18 protein-coding genes are annotated in these 17,612 nt (G+C 56.3%); 4 read left to right on the plus strand and 14 right to left on the minus strand.

Features of this window, described 5'->3' with window-relative positions; all coding sequences use genetic code 11:
* Positions 1 to 106 precede the first annotated feature (106 nt).
* The gene (locus ACVWYZ_RS13305) at positions 107 to 991 is read left to right on the plus strand and encodes a hypothetical protein (RefSeq protein ID WP_457467328.1); all 885 of its coding nucleotides are present in this window, start codon (positions 107 to 109) and stop codon (positions 989 to 991) included.
* Positions 992 to 1,179: 188 nt separating this feature from the next.
* Here the strand turns inward: ACVWYZ_RS13305 and ACVWYZ_RS13310 are convergent, their stop codons facing one another.
* Positions 1,180 to 1,767, minus strand: coding sequence for a hypothetical protein (locus ACVWYZ_RS13310; protein ID WP_414329849.1), 588 nt, complete (start codon positions 1,765 to 1,767; stop codon positions 1,180 to 1,182).
* Between the two features lie 307 nt (positions 1,768 to 2,074).
* Here ACVWYZ_RS13310 and ACVWYZ_RS13315 point away from each other — a divergent pair, with 307 nt between their 5' ends.
* Complete coding sequence (locus ACVWYZ_RS13315; RefSeq protein WP_457467329.1) at positions 2,075 to 3,016, plus strand: hypothetical protein; 942 nt, start codon at positions 2,075 to 2,077, stop codon at positions 3,014 to 3,016.
* A gap of 47 nt (positions 3,017 to 3,063) precedes the next feature.
* Here ACVWYZ_RS13315 and ACVWYZ_RS13320 read toward each other — a convergent pair whose 3' ends face one another.
* From ACVWYZ_RS13320 to selD, 3 genes are all read right to left on the minus strand, one after another.
* Complete coding sequence (locus ACVWYZ_RS13320; protein WP_457467330.1) at positions 3,064 to 4,200, minus strand: ABC transporter permease; 1,137 nt, start codon at positions 4,198 to 4,200, stop codon at positions 3,064 to 3,066.
* Between the two features lie 142 nt (positions 4,201 to 4,342).
* Positions 4,343 to 4,840, minus strand: a complete 498-nt coding sequence (locus tag ACVWYZ_RS13325; RefSeq protein ID WP_414373966.1) for a hypothetical protein — start codon at positions 4,838 to 4,840, stop codon at positions 4,343 to 4,345.
* A 131-nt stretch (positions 4,841 to 4,971) separates the two neighbouring features.
* Complete coding sequence (gene selD / locus ACVWYZ_RS13330; RefSeq protein WP_457467331.1) at positions 4,972 to 6,048, minus strand: selenide, water dikinase SelD; 1,077 nt, start codon at positions 6,046 to 6,048, stop codon at positions 4,972 to 4,974.
* A gap of 117 nt (positions 6,049 to 6,165) precedes the next feature.
* On the opposite strand from selD, the gene ACVWYZ_RS13335 reads away from it, so the two are divergent.
* The gene (locus tag ACVWYZ_RS13335) at positions 6,166 to 9,663 is read left to right on the plus strand and encodes a DNA polymerase III subunit alpha (protein WP_457467332.1); all 3,498 of its coding nucleotides are present in this window, start codon (positions 6,166 to 6,168) and stop codon (positions 9,661 to 9,663) included.
* A gap of 37 nt (positions 9,664 to 9,700) precedes the next feature.
* Here ACVWYZ_RS13335 and ACVWYZ_RS13340 read toward each other — a convergent pair whose 3' ends face one another.
* The 5 genes from ACVWYZ_RS13340 to ACVWYZ_RS13360 form a co-directional block, all read right to left on the minus strand.
* Positions 9,701 to 9,967, minus strand: coding sequence for a glutaredoxin family protein (locus ACVWYZ_RS13340; RefSeq protein WP_414522819.1), 267 nt, complete (start codon positions 9,965 to 9,967; stop codon positions 9,701 to 9,703).
* A 9-nt stretch (positions 9,968 to 9,976) separates the two neighbouring features.
* Complete coding sequence (locus tag ACVWYZ_RS13345; protein WP_457467333.1) at positions 9,977 to 10,804, minus strand: carbon-nitrogen hydrolase family protein; 828 nt, start codon at positions 10,802 to 10,804, stop codon at positions 9,977 to 9,979.
* A gap of 41 nt (positions 10,805 to 10,845) precedes the next feature.
* Positions 10,846 to 11,067, minus strand: a complete 222-nt coding sequence (locus tag ACVWYZ_RS13350) for a DUF2839 domain-containing protein (protein WP_011432808.1) — start codon at positions 11,065 to 11,067, stop codon at positions 10,846 to 10,848.
* A gap of 149 nt (positions 11,068 to 11,216) precedes the next feature.
* Positions 11,217 to 11,963, minus strand: coding sequence for an anti-sigma factor domain-containing protein (locus ACVWYZ_RS13355; protein WP_414522818.1), 747 nt, complete (start codon positions 11,961 to 11,963; stop codon positions 11,217 to 11,219).
* A complete protein-coding gene (locus tag ACVWYZ_RS13360; RefSeq protein WP_457467334.1) occupies positions 11,960 to 12,541 on the minus strand; it encodes a sigma-70 family RNA polymerase sigma factor in 582 nt (193 codons plus the stop codon). Before ACVWYZ_RS13360 ends, ACVWYZ_RS13355 begins: the two co-directional genes overlap by 4 nt.
* Before the next feature lie 354 nt (positions 12,542 to 12,895).
* Between ACVWYZ_RS13360 and ACVWYZ_RS13365 the strand changes: the two genes are divergently transcribed.
* A protein-coding gene (locus ACVWYZ_RS13365) for an IS5-like element ISSoc13 family transposase (RefSeq protein WP_148202704.1) occupies positions 12,896 to 13,638 on the plus strand; the annotation gives its coding sequence in 2 pieces (ribosomal slippage) (positions 12,896 to 13,214 and positions 13,214 to 13,638; 744 coding nt in all).
* 14 nt (positions 13,639 to 13,652) lie between these two features.
* On the opposite strand, the gene ACVWYZ_RS13370 is transcribed toward ACVWYZ_RS13365, so the two are convergent.
* The 5 genes from ACVWYZ_RS13370 to ACVWYZ_RS13390 all read right to left on the minus strand — a co-directional run bounded on the left by ACVWYZ_RS13370 (position 13,653) and on the right by ACVWYZ_RS13390 (position 17,463).
* Positions 13,653 to 14,453, minus strand: coding sequence for a DUF4394 domain-containing protein (locus tag ACVWYZ_RS13370; protein WP_414341748.1), 801 nt, complete (start codon positions 14,451 to 14,453; stop codon positions 13,653 to 13,655).
* A 281-nt stretch (positions 14,454 to 14,734) separates the two neighbouring features.
* Entirely contained in the window at positions 14,735 to 15,517 is a 783-nt protein-coding gene (locus ACVWYZ_RS13375; RefSeq protein WP_457467335.1) for an ABC transporter permease, read from the minus strand.
* Between the two features lies 1 nt (position 15,518).
* Positions 15,519 to 16,265: a class I SAM-dependent methyltransferase gene (locus ACVWYZ_RS13380; RefSeq protein WP_457467336.1), complete on the minus strand. Its 747-nt coding sequence runs from the start codon at positions 16,263 to 16,265 to the stop codon at positions 15,519 to 15,521.
* A 42-nt stretch (positions 16,266 to 16,307) separates the two neighbouring features.
* On the minus strand, positions 16,308 to 16,931 hold the full coding sequence (locus ACVWYZ_RS13385) for an FHA domain-containing protein (RefSeq protein ID WP_457467337.1): 624 nt from the start codon (positions 16,929 to 16,931) through the stop codon (positions 16,308 to 16,310).
* A gap of 43 nt (positions 16,932 to 16,974) precedes the next feature.
* On the minus strand, positions 16,975 to 17,463 hold the full coding sequence (locus ACVWYZ_RS13390; RefSeq protein ID WP_457467338.1) for an RNA-guided endonuclease TnpB family protein: 489 nt from the start codon (positions 17,461 to 17,463) through the stop codon (positions 16,975 to 16,977).
* Positions 17,464 to 17,612 lie beyond the last annotated feature (149 nt).

A 17,612-nucleotide genomic window follows, 5' to 3' on the forward strand; every position in this document is an offset into this window, starting at 1 on the left:
AAACAGAAAGATCAACTGGTAGTAATCCGTACTGAACATATTATACATTATTTTCAGTATAGTTGAGCTTATTATTGACTAGAGTCATGCTCTCCCGGTGGTCTCTATGCTGAAATCGCTGCCTGCTCGCCCATTGTCCTGCTTTCTTGTAGCCGGCCTGCTGTTGGCAGGGGGCGTTGCGTTTTTGGCCCCCCGTTGGTTCCCGGCTCTGGCCAACGAACAGGCTGTTCCTGAGGCCGAACTGGCGCTTCGGCCCCTCTTGCCTCCGGGATCCCGGATCCTCAGCTCGCGGCGATTGAGCGACACAGAAGCGGAAATTTGGGTGGAGTCTCGGGGGGGAACCAGCCCTGTGATCATGCGGCTGAATGCTGCAGGGACTTGGGAACAGGATATGAGCGCCACCTTGGCCCGCGGAGCCAGCCAGATGCAAGCTCTCGCCCGGCAACAAACGGTGAACTTGCCTGCCGGCTTTGGCCAGACCGCCCCCGATCAACCCCCGCCGCCGGTGCCCTCCCTTCTGCAGGCTACCCAAGCTGCCTCTAGCCTGATCCCGCCAGTGGATCGAGAGCAGGAAACCCAGCGGGCCTTGAGTGGGGCTGGCCGTGTGGATCCCTTTGTGCCTCAAAACGTGCGTGCTCCTGAACCGCAGATTGTCCTGCCGCCCCTGCCTCCACCTCCGGTTTTGCCCCCTCCTGGCGACGGCAATGGAGCGCCTGTAGCAGTGGCCACCCCGATCCCAACGCCTACCCCCGACCCGGCTGCCTTTGCCCGCAGGGTACAGGTTTCCGGGATGATACAGATCGGCGGCGAGTCCTTTGCTCTGGTTTCTGGCCCAGGTGTCATTCCCTCTGTGGTGCAGGCCGGTCAAAACTATCAAACTGCCAAGGTGGCCGGAGTGTCAGTGCCAGAGCGACGGGTTGTGCTCTCGGAAGGGGGAGAAACGGTCGTGAAGCAAATGGAAGACACCAGCGTGATTGTAGGTGCGCCCTAGCTTCAGCGGTAGCAAGACACCGGTGGTAGAACAGGCTTATTTCCAGCAAAACGGTTAGCTGGGTTGATTCCCATTGAACGGGCTTAGAGCAGCCGTAGCTCTCAAGATCTGAGCTGGGAAGAGCGGAGTTGCCAGATCTCCAGATTTTGAGAAGATTTTGAGACCTGGGCAGCAAGGCCGAGAAGACTTCAAAAGCGGGGTTCGCTGCTGAGGCGTGAGGGCTGCTGTTTGAGATAACGCAAAAACTCCCGCAGCTCGGCGTCGCTGAGTTGGTGGCGAGATTTCTTCTGAAAGCGACGTTCCAAAAACTCTTGTCCTTCCTTGCGGCCCCAGCCAATGCGCTGCATCTCCACATCCGTTTGGGCAATGATGTCCGATAGGTCATCCCCATAGGCCGCCGGCTCACTTAGACCGGGCAGCTCTGGGGAACTTGGCTTTGCAGGGATCCCTATCGACTCGGGGGCTGGAGAAGCAGGGGAAGACTGAGCGTGTCCGTTGGCCAACTCAGGAGTTGGCAGATAAGGCACCCTGGCGGCAGCAGAATCCATGCCCAAACTCAAAGAGGAAGTGGGGCGACCAAATCCTGCGTGGTGGAGGGCGCGCTTCAAGGCAGCATCTTCCGCCTCTTCGACGGTGTTCGAGCCAGCCATGCCACTGCCCAAAACCGTGTTGTTCACCACCACCTGGGCTCTGACGATGTAGATCCCTTCTTCCACCCGCAACAGATCGGTGAGCAAACTGCCCATGGGGTACCGCTCTCGAAAGTCTTGGATCATGTTGGCGTCAGAACCTGTTGCTGCTGAAGCTCTGACTACAAGCTAGCCCGAAAGTTAACTTGGCATCCAGATCTCAATCCAATCCCACCCTCAATATCGACATTGAATTGATATAAAGCGAGAGATCTCAACAAGAGGGAGCTGTCCGAGCAGATAACATCCCGGCTGGTGAGGGTATGCTATGGCCAAGGAATCCAGTTATATTGAGCAAGCGTCAACCCACGTGGCTGGCTTGGAAAACATGAATTATCAGCAGCTCAGCCTTGACTCTTAGCTCTATTGTCGGCGCCAAGACAGATGGGGGACTATGGCCAGCGATACCATCGGGGCCAGCTCAGCCAGTTTGGGACGGGCAGCCATCCGAGAGCGCAACTATGGCACTGCTTTGCAGTTGCTCCGGCGAGCTTATCGTGCGGATCCCAGCCCGGAGAATGCCCTTTGGCTGGCCACCGCCTACGAGGAGGCGGGTTACCTTCAATTGGCCGCTCTGTACCGAGAATTGGCCCAAGAGGGCAGGGCGACTCCCAAAGCGATTCAATTTCAAGCCCCCAAACCTCCCAGCACCCTTGAAGAGCTGAAACAGCCACCGCCTGAACCGCCGGATCGCAAGACCATTCCCTTGCCGCAGCCGATCCCACGCCCAACCCCACCCGCATCTCCTCCGGATCAGCCAATTTGGGTTTACAAGCCCACCCCCATCGATCCCAAAAGCATCAGCCGCCAAGCGCCCCTTCGACCTCAAGCTGCAGAGCCTGCCCCTTCCCCTCAACCATCGGCGGAGAGGGACGACTATCTGCCGGTTCAGCACGCCCCGGATTTGAAAAACCCGCAGCAGGGATCCCCCTTTGTGCGGCGACTGAACCAACTGCATCGCCAGTTTAAGGATCAGCCCACAGCGGAACTGGCGCTACAACTGGCGGAAGCCTACGACGAGCAGAAGAACTTCAAAGAAGCCCAGCGCTACTACCGAGAAGTTTTGGATCTGGATGACTCTTGGCTGCTGCGACCGATGGTGCAAGAGCGCCTAGAAGAGCTGCGGCAACTGCAGGAGCCAACAGCCGAACAGAATCCTTGGGCAGATCTCTCAGCCCAAAACTTGCTCAAGCTAGGACAAAAGTTGGAACAGGAAGGGGAAGTGGCTCGTGCCGAGCAAGTTTACCGGCAGATCCTGAAAATGGATGCCACCCTGGATGTCCATGCTAAGGCTCGCAAGGGTCTAAACCGGCTCTATCCCGACGGAAAGCGGTGATTTGCAGGCCACTCCATTCCCCTCACTCGGCGCAATGGGGAAGCAGCTCACCCTTCCCGAGGATCGAGGGCGTCCCGCAAACCATCCCCCAGCAGGTTAAAGGATAGAGAGGTCAGCACCACCATCAAAGTGGGGGCCAGCACCAGCCAGGGCTGTAGGATGATCACCGAAGCGTTGGTGGCCAGCGAGAGCATGTTGCCCCAAGAGGCATCCGGCTGTTGGATCCCCAACCCGATGAGGCTCAGCACCGACTCTGCCGCAATGTAGCCGGGCACCGCCAAGGTTGCCGAGATCACCACATAAGTGGCTGTCTGGGGCAAAATATGGCGCACCAGCAGGTACAGGGATCCCGCCCCGGCCACCCGCGCTGCCTGCACAAAGTCCCGCTCTCGCAAGGACAGCACCTGCCCGCGAATCACTCTGGCTAGGCCCGCCCAACCCACAAAAGAGAGGATCACCACAATCACCAAAAAGCGCTCGGCATTGCTGAAAGGCACCCCGGTAAGCGGATTTACCTGCAACACCGCTGCCAGCGACACCAGCAGATACAGCGTCGGAATCGACATCAACACCTCGGCCAAGCGCATCAGGAGCGTATCCACCCAGCCCCCAAGGTAGCCGGATATGGCCCCCACCAGCAGACCAATGGGGAAAGAGATGCCAATGCCCACCAAGCCGATAAACAGGCTGACGCGCCCACCATAGACCAAGCGACTGAAATAGTCTCGACCTTGATCATCGGTGCCCAGCAGGTGTAGCCGTGCCACAGAGGGCTCTTCGCCGATTGGGGATCCCACCTGTCCCTCTTCTGCAACAGGCCGCAGCGGGACGGTGCCAAACAGATGCCGATCCCAGGGGATCAACCCCAACCAACGGTAGGGGGTGCCGACCACAAACAAGCGGATCCCGGCGGGACGGCTGGTATCCACCAAGAGCGGGCGTTCTCCCGTTTCCAGATCCACTGGCCCCTGGCGGGTTGGATAAACGTGGGGCCCAATCCAAGCGCCCGATTCATCCCAAAAGTGAATGGCGGTGGGCGGCAGAAGGGATCCCCCCGGTTGAGATTCCAGTGGGCTGTAGGGGGCAACGAACTCGGCAAAAATGGCGCAGGCGTAGAAAACAAGAAGAATGTAGGCTCCTGCTTGGGCCCATCGATTGCGGCGAAGCCGTTTCCACCACTGCATAAGGCAGAGATTCCAGTCGAGTCCAGTTGAACCAAATGCCAGCAGTGTAGCTGATCGTGTCTTGTTCCAGTTGCAGAGAGGGCTGCAAGGTGTCACCGATTCATGCTGGCAGGACGAGTCCCTTCCCCAGTCCAAGACAAGCTCAGCCTGCCAGGGAATAGTTGGGGCTATAGCGGGCCATCATCTCCATCCGCACCGCAGCAACCGTCTGGGGCAGCACTCCCACCAGCCGCGCCAAAATGTCATCTGGCAATTGGCTAACCAAATCCGCAGAGAAAAATTCCTCTAAGCTAAAGAGCAAAACCCGCGCCCGCTGGGCCGGCAAAGGATTGTCGGTGATTTGCTGCAGCCAACGCATCCAGTGCAGCCGCTTGGCATAGGCACTTTGCCGCTCTTGGTGGTCTTGCGGATGCAGCAAAACCACATCCCCAATGGGGACAACGCCGCCGGACTCCACATCCAAGGGCCCCCCCACCGCAGCGCCTGGCCCGGCAAACTCGGCATGAAACGTCTTGCAGATGATCAGGGCGTTGTGCCGCTGGGGATCCACCATCAGCAATTGCCCACTGCTGAGGGTGCGGATCAATTGGCCAGGCTCGACTCGCTGGACCAGACTATGGCTGGGGGGAAGCTCGCTCATAGATTTTAGGATATCTCAACCTTCCCTTGCCTCACATGGGATCTTTAACTTTCTCAGAGCTGCTTGACGCAATCTTCATATTGAGCCCTCTATCGAGACTTTGTGTTGCGAGCATTGCCAGAGGGTCTTCTTCAGGTTGCCGATGGGCTGGGGATGATCTCGCCGGTAACATGGATTCTAATATTGTCGGCATCTCCGGCTTGGCAGCGGCCAATGCGACGGGCGTAGGGGTAGCCGGCACTGTGCAGCTCTTGCAAGAGGTCTGAGGTGTAGCCGGGATCCACCGCCACCAGCAAGCCCCCGCTGGTTTGGGGATCTGCCAGCAGCAGTTGCTGCCACTCGGGCAGGGATTCTGCCTGTACCCCCTCATAGCCCTGCCAATTGCGACGAGCCGCCCCTGGAAAGATCCCCGCTTCTGCCAGCGAGAGCGCTTCTGCCAAAAACGGAATGGAAGCCAGATCCAAACTGGCCCCCACCCCCGAGCCGCGACAGACTTCCAGCAAGTGTCCCAGCAGGCCAAACCCCGTCACGTCGGTCATAGCGTGAACTTGCGGTCGCTGGGCCAGTTGCGAGCCGATGCGATTCAGCTGGGTCATCACCTGCAAGACTTCTGTGTAGCCTGCCGCACTGAGCTGACCCTTTTTCAGAGCGGTGGTCATCACCCCGATCCCCAGCGGCTTGGTCAGGATCAGATCGTCCCCGGCTTGGGCCGTGGCATTGCGGCGAATGTGGTGCGGATGGGCCAAACCTGCTGCCACCAAGCCGAAGATGGGCTCCGGCGAATCGATGGAGTGCCCCCCTGCCAAAGGGATCCCGGCTTCTTGGCAAACCTGGATCCCTCCGGCCATGATCCCTTGGATGGCCTGCATCGGCAGGGTATTGACCGGCATGCCCAAAACCGCCAAAGCCAGAATGGGAGTGCCCCCCATCGCGTAGACATCGGAAAGGGCATTGGTCGCCGCGATCCGACCAAAATCCACCGGCTCATCCACAATCGGCATGAAGAAGTCGGTGGTCAAAATTAGGGCTTGGTGGTCGTTTAGTTGATAGACAGCCGCATCATCGCTGGTTTCAGCTCCCACCAACAAAGCCGGATTTGGGGAGAGCAGGGGTACATCCCTGAGAATTTGTTGCAGCAGGGCCGGGGCAATTTTACAGCCGCAGCCGCCACCGTGGGAGTACTGGGTGAGGCGAATGGGAGCATCCATAGATTCAAGAAAAGGGAAAAAACATCAGCTGACTTTACTGTAGCGGCATCTGCAAGCAGTCGAGAAATGGACACGCTGAGTTAAGGTTAAAGGGATCCCACTATCCATAGCGTTGCCATGTCTTTTGTTCCTTTGCATCTCCACAGCGAATACAGCCTCTTGGATGGCGCCAGCCAATTGCCGCGTCTGATCGAGCAGGTGGTGGCTATGGGTTTGCCGGGGCTGGCCCTGACGGATCACGGTGTCATGTATGGGGCGTTAGAGCTGGTGAAACTGTGTAAAAGCAAAGGGATTACTCCAATCATCGGCAATGAAATGTATGTAATCAACGGCGATATCCGCGACAAAAGCCGCAAGTACCCCAAGTATCACCAAGTGGTTCTGGCCAAAAATACCCAGGGCTACAAAAACTTAGTGAAGCTAACCACCATTTCCCATCTACATGGCATTCAAGGGAAAGGGATTTTCTCTCGCCCCTGCATCAACAAAGAGTATTTGGTGCAATACAAAGAAGGGCTGATCGTCACCAGCGGCTGCTTGGCAGGAGAAGTGCCTCAAGCTATTTTGCAGCGGCGGCCAGAAATTGCCCGTGAAGTTGCCGCTTGGTACCAAGAGCAGTTTGGGGATGATTATTACATCGAGATTCAGGATCACGGTTATCAAGAAGATCGCTTTGTCAATGTGCAGTTGGTGCGCATCGCCCGCGAATTGGGGATCCCGATCATCCTCACCAACGATAGCCATTTTATTTCCTGCTGGGATGTAGAGGCCCACGATGCGCTGCTCTGCATTCAAACAGGCAAATCCCTTACTGAAAAAAATCGCCTTCGCTACACCGGAACCGAATACCTGAAAAGCCCAGAAGAGATGCGCCGTCTCTGCCGTGACCATTTGGAACAGGAGGTGATTGACGAGGCCATCGCCAACACCCTGAAGGTGCTGGAAAAGATCGAGGGCTATGACCTATTTGGGGAAATGCGCATGCCCGACTACCCGGTTCCACCGGGCCATTCTGCCGATAGCTATCTCACAGAATTGGCCTGGCAGGGGCTGGCGAAGCGCTGCGGTGTTGCTCAGCCGGATCAGATCCCCCAAAACTACCAGGAGCGCCTGCGCTTTGAGCTGAACATCATCCAACAAAAGGGCTTCTCCAGCTATTTCCTGGTGGTCTGGGACTACGTTCGCTATGCCCGCGAGCAGGGGATCCCGGTGGGGCCGGGGCGAGGCTCGGCAGCAGGATCCCTGGTGGCCTATGCCCTACAAATTACCAACATTGACCCGGTTAAATACGGCCTACTGTTTGAGCGATTTCTCAATCCAGAACGTCAATCGATGCCGGATATCGATACGGATTTTTGCATCGAGCGGCGGGGAGAGCTGATCGACTATGTGACCCGCAAATACGGCCAAGAGCGAGTCGCCCAGATCATCACCTTTAACCGCATGACCTCTAAAGCCATTCTCAAAGATGTCGGTCGAGTCTTAGACATTCCCTACTCAGAAGCCGACAAAATGGCGAAATTGATCCCGGTATCCCGAGGCAAGCCCGCAAAATTGGAAGAGATGATTGGCGAGGATACTCCCGCTCCAGAGTTCAAAGAAAAATACGAGAAAGACCCAACCACCCACCGCTGGATCGAGCTGGCACGTTTGTTGGAGGGCACCAACAAAACCTTCGGGGTTCACGCTGCCGGTGTGGTGATTGCTAAGGATCCCTTAGATGAGATCGTGCCTCTGCAGTACAACAATGAAGGCCAAATTATCACCCAGTACTCGATGGAAGATATCGAGTCTTTGGGCTTGCTGAAGATGGACTTTTTGGGTCTGCGCAACCTGACGATGATTCAGCGGGCAGTGGAACTGATCCGAGAACACAATGGCGTCAATATAGATCTGGATAACCTACCCCTAGACGACAAGAAAACCTACCAGCTTTTGGAAAAGGGAGAGCTGGAAGGGATCTTCCAACTGGAATCTTCTGGCATGAAGCAGGTGGTGCGGGAGCTCAAACCTTCCAACCTGGAAGATATTTCTTCAGTATTGGCCTTGTACCGGCCAGGCCCATTGGATACGGGAATGATCCCCGACTTTATCGATCGCAAGCACGGTCGCAAACCGGTAACCTATGCCCACGAACTCCTCAAGCCCATTCTTCAGGATACCTACGGAGCCATCCTCTACCAGGAACAGATCATGCGCATTGCCCAAGACATGGCCGGATACACCTTAGGCCAAGCCGATCTGCTGCGGCGAGCGATGGGGAAAAAGAAAGTCTCCGAGATGGAGAAACACCGCGAGCAATTTGTGCAGGGGGCAGCCAAGCGGGGTGTAAGCCAAGAAGTTGCCACAGAATTGTTTGATCAAATGGTTGCTTTTGCCGAGTATTGCTTCAATAAATCGCATTCTACTGCCTATGGGTTGATTACTTTTCAAACAGCTTACCTCAAGGCCAATTACCCAACCGAATATATGGCAGCCTTGCTCTCTTCTGTGGGGGGGGATCAGGACAAGGTACAGCGCTACATCACCTATTGCCTGTCAATTGGGATCCAAATTCAGCCACCGGATATCAACCGTTCTGGAATGGACTTTACTCCCCAGGGATCCAGCATTTTGTTTGGCCTGGGAGCCGTGAAGAATGTGGGGGAAGGTGCCATTCAAAACATTCTTGCCGCCCGTCAAGCTGGTGGCCCCTTTACCTCTCTGGCCGATTTCTGTGAGCGGGTGGATCTGCGTATTGTTAACCGTCGTGCCCTGGAGGCCCTGATTTGTGCGGGCGCTTTTGATTGTATTTCTGGAAATCGTAAACAACTAATTGCCGATTTGGATCCCATCCTCAGTTGGGCAGCGCAGCGAGCCAAGTCCAAAGCCATCGGCCAAGCCAGCTTGTTCGATCTACTGGGGAGCAATAGCAGCGCCGGCAATGGATTTGTGGAAGCTCCGCGTGGGCCGGTTACCGAGGATTTTCCACCCCAGGAAAAGTTGAGGCTGGAACGGGAACTGTTGGGGTTTTATGTCTCGGATCATCCGCTGCGTCGCATTCAGGAACAAGCGCGGCTACTGGCCCCCGTCAACCTAGCTGACCTGGGCGGCTGTGCAGCCGATGCCTCTGTGGGTGTTCTCGCCTTGGTGACTGCCATGAAAAGTGTGACAACCAAGAAAGGGGATCGCATGGCCATTTTGCAACTGGAAGATCTCACCGGCAGTTGTGAAGCGGTGATCTTTCCCAAAACCTACGAACGTTTGCGAGGTCGCCTGGAGGTGGATCAACGGCTGTGGGTCTGGGCCAAAGTGGATCAGCGGGATGAACAGGTGCAACTGATTGTGGAAGATTTACAACCGATTGAATCTGTTAGCTGGGTAACGGTGGAGATCCCTCTCGACTCTGCCGGGACACTGGAGGATCGATATCGTTTACAAACCTTGATCGCCCGCCAACGCTCGGAAACCAAAGAAGAAAATCGCATTCCTGTCGTGGCTGCCATCACCGCCCATCCCCATACCCTTTGGGTGAGAATGGGATCCCAATTTTGGGTTAACAATGCCCAAGCCGCCGTTGAAGCCCTGCGTCAAGCCGGCTACACCGCCCGCAGCGAATCGCTGCTCTCTCCATAGGCATGGCAGAGAAAGCTCCGGCAGCAGCAGGAGAAATTCAACGGAGCTGTTTCTCAAGCCAAGCCCGCAACTGGCTCACCGTCAGCCGAGGGGAAGGACGTGGCAAAGGTCGCTCGGGATCCCCTGCCAGGGTGAGCACGGGAACTTTCAGTTGGTATTGCTCCCACCAACTCGGGTTGGAGGTGATGTCGCGGATTTCCAACAGGGTGATCTCAGGGATTTGCCGCAACTTATCGGCCAAGCCTTCGCACAGGTGGCAGCCGGGCTTGCTGTAGAGAATCAGCGCAGGCCAAGGGGATGGCATAGCGGATCCCTAGCGGGTGACGGTGCAGGCCAGCCGACGGTGTTGTAGGGAAGGCATCTGCCGCCTGACCAACTGGAAACGCTCTGGGTTAATTTCAGCAATGGCCACCCCCGGTTTTTCGCCACCCGCATCCGCCAAGATAGTCCCCCAGGGGTCCACGATCATGGCATGGCCGTGACACTGTCGCCGCTCGTAGTGGGTGCCCACCTGGGCGGGGGCTATCACGTAACAGGTGTTCTCAATGGCCCGGCATTGCAGCAAAACCTGCCAGTGATCCCGACCCGTGTAGGCCGTGAAGGCGGCAGGGATGAGCAAAATCTGGGCTCCGCGATCCACCAGGGATCGGTACAGCTCTGGAAAGCGTACGTCGTAGCAAACCGACAAACCGAGGTTCCCCAGTTGCTCTTGCTCGCAGGTGACCACCTCATCTCCGCTGACCACCGTGTTCGACTCGCGGTAGGTATTGCCATCGGGCAAATTCACATCGAACAGGTGAATTTTGCGATAGCGGGCCAGCTCTTTGCCGTCAGGGCTGTAGAGGGCGGCGGTGTTGTAAACTTTGCCCTGCCCATCCGGCACAGGATACCCTCCTCCCAAAATAAATACCTGGTAGCGCTGGGCCATCTTGCTCAGAAACTCCTCAGCCCGCTCCGCAATCTCGGGGGCAAGGCGGGCTTTCTCGGCTTCCGGCCCCATGAAGGCAAAGTTTTCCGGTAGCGTCACCAGCTCGCACCCCTGGCGCGCCGCAAAGTCGATCCACTCTTCCGCCTGCTGCAAGTTGCTGGCCAGATCGGGAATGCTGGTCATTTGAATGGCGGCTGCCAGATAAGAGCGCATAGACGGAAACTCCAAAGGATGCTAAAGGGGATCCGACAGGCTCAGCCGACCAGATGCCACCAGCCCAAGGCAGGCCCCACAAATCGGATCACCACCCAAACAATCGCCAGCAGAATAATGCCTGCCCAAGCACCACGGGTTGTCCAATTGTAGATCGCGCGAGCTTGCCCTTTGGTGAGGGGAATGTCTTTGAGGTTGGGAAACACCAGCTCTTGGTCGGGATCTTGGCTGATGCGGGTTTTACGGCGCTTTGCTTCGCCCATGGGGTAGCCTCCGAGTTCTTCGCCGGGTGGCGACTTTTATCTTAAGGTTTTCTGTCTGGGTCACAAGACTGGGTGGATATCAATCTGCATAATAATCGCCTATTTACGCCATCAGGCCACGCCAATCCATGGGCCTGCCGATGCTTTCCCTAGCCGGAAATCCACAAGGGGGATCCTTCGTGCTCTTGGGGACGATTGCCATCCTCTTCGGTAATGGCCACAGCCCGCACCCATTCTGTAGATTCAAACACCGGCGGTAGGCGCAGCTCCTGTTGGCGATTTCCTGTTTCATCCACCGGAAAAGCTGCCACGAGAACGGCCCCCGCCCTATCGGTGGTAAAGGGCGCCTCCGGTTCCAGCACCACCCACAGGGCATAGACCCGGCCTTCCGGCAAAGGCGGCAAACCTTGGGCCACCAATCGCCCTTGCAAGCGCTGGGGATCCACCTCAAGCTTGACCGAGCCGGCCAGGTTCTCCGCAGTCGGCTGCAACTCATAAGTCAACACCTCGGCAGGGATCCCTTGAGTCTGGGCTAGCTGCAGCCTGCGCCACAGGTAGAGGTTCCCCAGCCCCAAAGCGACGATCAAGCCTGCGGCCACTGCCCCCAAGCCCCGCTGCCAGAGACGGGATCCCTTGGCAACCCAGGTGGGGGTGTGCATCGGTTGGGCTGCCTGCGCCTGCAACAGAGAAGCCCGCAGGGCGGGGGGAGGTTGCTTTTCCTCTATACCGTAGGCTGTCTCCAATGCCTGTTGCAAAGCCTGCAGTTCTCGGTGCAGCTCCGGGCGCAGCTTGAGCAATGCCTCCAGCCGGTCGGCCTCTTCCGGGGAGAGATCCCCCAGCACATAGCCTGCCAGCCACAGTTGCAGTTCTTCGGGAGACACAGATTCGGCTTTCATGAGGGGCCTCCCAACAACTCGCGCAGCCGCAGCAGAGCCCGCCGAGCTCTGGCTTTGACCGTTCCCAAAGGCAGATCCAGTTGCTTGGCAATTTCCGTTTGGCTCATGCCTTCGTAATAGGCCATCTTTAAGACTTGCCGTTGACTTTCGGACAACTCGGCCAAGGCCGTTTGCACCTCGGTCACCCGTTCCGCTTGAGCCAACTGCTCCAAGGTGGGATCCGCAGCAGGACTACCCTGCAATTCCACTCTGCCCTGTTCCAGGGAGCGCTGTCGATTCCGCCAAGAGCGCAGCCGATCCAAACAGCGAGAGCGAGCCAAGATGCTCAGGTAGGTGCGCAGGGATCCCCGCCTGGGATCGAAGGCAGAACGGGCCAAGTTCAAAAAAATATCTTGGGTGAGATCTTCGGCTTCGGCAGTGTTGCCCAGCATTTTGCAGGCAATTCCGTACACCAAGCCGGCATGTCGGTCGTAGAGAATGGCCAGAGCTTGTGACCGGCCTGCTTTTAGGGCTGCAAACACCTCTGCATCGGTTTTTTCCTGCAGGGATCCCTCAGCTTTGTCGCCCTCGATCTTCATGAGCGGGAAGAGGAAACGGGATGGAAAAGAGAAAGAAACTGCAGAGGCACAAGCATCGCCCAGAGTAATCCAAGCAGGGCAGCGGCTCTCATAATTTATCGTCTGCATAGGCGGAGGTCAACCCCGAGCTAAGGGGAGATAGAAGGCCCAATCCTGAGCTGGGATCGGGCCGGGTCAAGGATCAACAGCAGCAACGATCTCAAAACGATTCCAACAATTGGTTCCAAATCAATGAATCCAAAACATTGATTAATGTTGATTAACCTTGATTTAGATAGGCAAATGGGAATCGGCTTTCCTAGGTCGTGTTGATCTTATGTTAGGATAGAGAGAATAATTTATAGAGGAAAGAGGATGAAGTTGGTTTTTTTAGATGAAAACAAATGGCAGAAGATATTGGCTTTTTTACAGACAGAAGAGAGAGTTAACATTGGGAAAGAAGCAAACTGCAAACAGTTTATTGAAGCAGTTCTTTGGATAGCCCGTTCCGGTGCTCCTTGGCGCTACCTCCCAGAAGGATATGGCAAATGGTACACCATCTATCAAAGATTCCACCGGTGGAGTCGTTTTGGAGTGTGGGAACGGATGTTCAAGTATTTTATTGACGACCCTGATTTAGAGCATCTCATTATTGATTCAACCATGGTTCGAGCGCACTCCTGTGCTGCCGGAAAAAAGGGGAGCAAGCTTTGGGGAGAAGCCGAGGCGGATACAGCACCAAGATTCATGTGAGTGTAGATGGGTTGGGAAATCCGCTGGAATTGAGAATAACTGGCGGAGAAAAGAGCGATATTACTCAAGGGGAAGAATTGATAGAGGGCTGGCAGAGAAAGGATACCAAAGTAATTGGGGATAAAGGATATGATGCGGATAAGTTGATTGAGAAGATAGGGGAAGCTCAAGCGGTTATTCCGCCTAAAAGGAATAGAAAGACGCAGCGGCATTATGACAAGCATCTGTATCAAGAGAGGCATTTAATCGAATGCTTTTTTCATAAGTTAAAGCAGTATCGGCATCTATTTTCTCGTTTTGACAAATTGGCCAGGAACTTCTTGAGTTTTCTCTATCTCGTCAGTGCTCTCTTTTGGCTCAAATGAAAGATCAACACAACCTAGAGGGCGGCCAAGCCAAAGAACGGCCCACCTGGCAGGGTGCCCAGGGATGTGGCACGACCGGTGTTGAGGTCAATTCGATACAAGGTGGAGCCGCCGATGGCAAAGCCGGTATCCACCCCATCAGCAGTACGGATGTCAAACCCGCCCACAGGGCCGAAGTTCACCCCCAGGGGGCCAATGGGCACCTGAACCCCATCGTTGGGGGGATTCTGCAACACCAGCAGGTTCCGTTGCCCGTCGATGTTCAGCAGCCGCGTGGATTGGGCACCCGCCACATTGTTGGTGTAGGCGGCGGCGGTGATGGCCGGCTGGGATCCCTGTAGTTCCATTGGGCCAAAGGCCAAAGGTCTATCTTGGATCACTTCGCCCGTATCCACATTGATGCGGAAGTTCTGGCCATTGGCTCCCACCAAGCGCAGCCGATCCGGAACAGGGTTGAAATCCATGCCAGAAAGCGTGCCCGCGGTGAAGGGAACCGACAGAGTGCTGGCCACGGTAGCGACACCGGTCTGCAAGTTGATGGTGTAAAGGATGCTGGTGTCGGTCAGCCCGTAAAGCAGCCGGTTGGCAGGGCGCACATCGATACCAATGAGGTTGCCGTTCACTCCTGTTACCGTCAGGGATCCCTGCACAAAGGCATCGGCAGAGCGGATGAAAGTGAGGCGATTGCCGCCGCTCAAAGCCACCAAATCCGCTTGGAAAGGCATCATCGAAGACGAAGTGCTGCTGCCGCAGCCCAACAGGGCAAAACCACCGGCTACCACAGAGGCTGCTACAAAGCTCGGGTGTTTGTGCATTGAAAATGCTCCTCAAAAGATCGACAGACCATCAAAATCACTGACAGGACAAGTCGCCCCCCAAACCACAGGATGTGTGGCTGCAGATCGCTGTAGTGGAAACCTTTTTTTGCAGTCCATCGAGAGAACTCCCGGATCCCGGCTGCAGGCTGGGATCCCCTCTGCCTTGTGAAGGAGAAGGCAGTTGTTCTCTGCGATGGCAGCGCATGGGGAGCGTCTGTAGAAATTACTCAACTCCCCAGAACTCGGATGCCTGGGATCCAAGGGTTTTGGACCAGACTTTAACTGGAAGCGCTGGTGTAGAAGCGCAGGGCAAAGCGCCAGAAAAGATGGGATCCCCACAACAGCCCCGCCGCCAGCAGACCGGATCCCAGCAGCCACGGCCATTGGACTCGCCCCAGCAAGGTCTCCGCCGGGATGGTGGTCAAGAAAGCCACCGGCACGATGAAGGTAAAAAACACGCGGTAGGCCACCGGATAAGCCACCATCGGGAACCGCCCTGCCTCTACCAAGCCCCGTAACACCTCGGTCACGTTGTAGATTTTCACAAACCAAATGCTGGTGGCTCCCAACATAAACCAGAGGCTATAGAGGATGATCAGCCCCAGCAGCAGAGGCAACAGCCCCACCGCATAGGCCCACCCGGGCAAGCCCAACTGGATCCCGGCATGGAGAATGAGCAGTAGGCCAAAACCCACATCCGTCAAGCCCCAGGGGGAAAACACCCTGGCCGACAGCCAAAACTGGCTGCTGATCGGCTTCAGCAAAACAAAATCCAAGGTGCCTTCCTGCACCTGCTGCACAATGCGATTGAGATTGACATTAAAGACGCTGGCTGCCACCCCCTGCAGAATGGTGAACACCCCCAACACGATGAGCGCTTCCGGCCAACTCCAACCGCCCAGCCGATGCCCCTGCTGATAAAACAACGACAGCCCAAACAGAGCCGATCCCAACCCACCCAAACTGCTGAGGCTGGCAAAGAAAAAATTGGCGCGGTACTCCATTTCCGCCGCAATTGAGGTGCTCCAGAACAGCCACAACACCCGCAGATAGCGCGTCATCTTAGGAATCGGTCTTCCACTTACGGTAGCAGCGAGCAGTAATGAAGTAGGGGTGAAATATCTCTAAAAAGTGGCTTTGTAAAACCTGGAAAAACTCCTCAATCCTTTGCGGATCGTCCAGATGAAAAGGAAACTCGCCGTTAAACCCCTTGAAAAAGTACCAGTTGATCAAAAGCTTACCTGACGGCTTGAGCCAGTCGTAAAACTGCCGCAACTGCGCTGCCGGATCCGCCAGATGTTCCACCACATCGAAGCAGATGACGGTGTCAAAAAAGATCTCTTCTGGGAAGTTTTCTGGACAGTGGATGCGCTCGGTTAAGCCCAGCTTTTCCGCCCGCCATTGCACAAACTGCCGATGGATGGAGTTGATATCCCAGAAGATCACCTGATCCACCGCTGCGCAGAGGGCCGCCCCGATAGCATGGGTGCCGATGCCGCCGCCAAAATCCAGCACCAGCCCGCGGGCATGATCCGCAACCAGGCGTAAGGTATCGCCGATGTAGTCGGTGCTGCTCAGGTGCCAAGCAGCCAAGTCCAGCAAATAGGCGGATCCCACCTGATCCCGATAAAACGCATCTGCCCGATCCCAGCCAAAGTCTCGCCGGCCCAACTCCGCCAATTGCTGCTGCCCTGCCCGCAGTTTCTCCCGCAGATCGGCAGCCCCAAGGCCCAGGAAGGATCCCAGATGGTCTTCTAGGTCAAAGGCATTTTGCCAGTAGCCGCTCAGCGCAGGTGGAATGGGGGGCACAGCAATCAGAGCTCGATCATCTGCTGAATTCGGGGCAGGGAATCAGGCGGCGGTAAAGTCGCCGTTTTTTTTCGGGATCTCTTCCGAGGTTTTCTTCTGGGATCCCAGCAGGGCCCTGTGGTCGCCGGGGGATAAAGGCTTTAACAGACCGGCCAGGGTTTCGGGAGTGAGGCGGTCGGTGCTCTCCACAATTGCCGTCACATTCGGGCCAAAGCCTATCTTATCCAACAACTCAAGGCGATGGGACAAAACCCGTTTCCCATTGACGAATAGGCCGTTGGTGCTGCGGCCAGATCCAGAGCCGCCATCGAACACCACATAGCCATATCCAACCCGGTTCTCATCGGGAATGCGGATGATCAACGCATGCTTGCGAGAGACGCAAGGGTCGTAAAGGCGAATGTGGTTGTTCACTGCCCGGCCTACCGAGTAGTAAATGTTGTCCAGGACAACACCGCGCCGACCCATCTGATCGGTGAAGATCAAGACCAGGTGAGCAGGGTTGGGTTGGGCAGCAGAAGCGTTCATGCTATGGGTGCGCTCGGCGTGGTTGAGGTGTTGGAAACGGCAGCCCAAGGACGGCCAGGCAACGAAGCTGCAGTTAACCCCAGAATGAGGACTTCCCCCTCTTATCGCCCGCCATCGGCTCAAATCATACACCACCATCTTATTTGACATTCTCCCCCGCCTGAAGCCGGGGGATTCTTTCTCAGGTTGCAGAATGACTCCTGCTTACTGAGCTACACCGGGTATGGGGTCGAAACCTCAACCCGATGGGGGATGCCATCACCCCAACTACTGGGACATCAAACTGCCCCAGATACTTTCGTCTCAGATTTACCGACCCTACGCCGTCGCGGTGAAACCGAAAGCCACAAGCCCGGCAATGATACTCCCTACCCCTGGGCTTGTGGAGCATGTGGCAACGCGGGCACTTCTGCGAGGTGTACCGTTCCTCTTGCAACACCACCCACATCCCCAACTTCTCTGCCTTGTAGGTGAGCAGCCGCCGCACCTGTCCCGACAGCATTTGGTGGATTTTCTGGTTCGCTACCTTGTTGTACTGGGCCGACCGCCGGATATCCCGGATGTCCCCAATCACAACCGTCTGCACGCCTCGCCTGTGGAGCGTGGAGACAAGCCTGGTCGTTTGCTTGTGTAAAACGTCCGTAATCTGTCTACGCAGCCTAGGTGACATACTCCCGCACTCATGCTGACGCAAAGCGCTCCGCGCCGCTAAAGCGAAAGAGTGCGGGCTTCAAGGACTCCGTCCCGCTGACGCGAACAGTGACTCCTGTGAAGGACATTTCCTGAGCTTTGAGAACGGGATGCCCCACCGCTCTGTAT

It is taken from the genome of Thermostichus sp. MS-CIW-37, assembly GCF_054060065.1.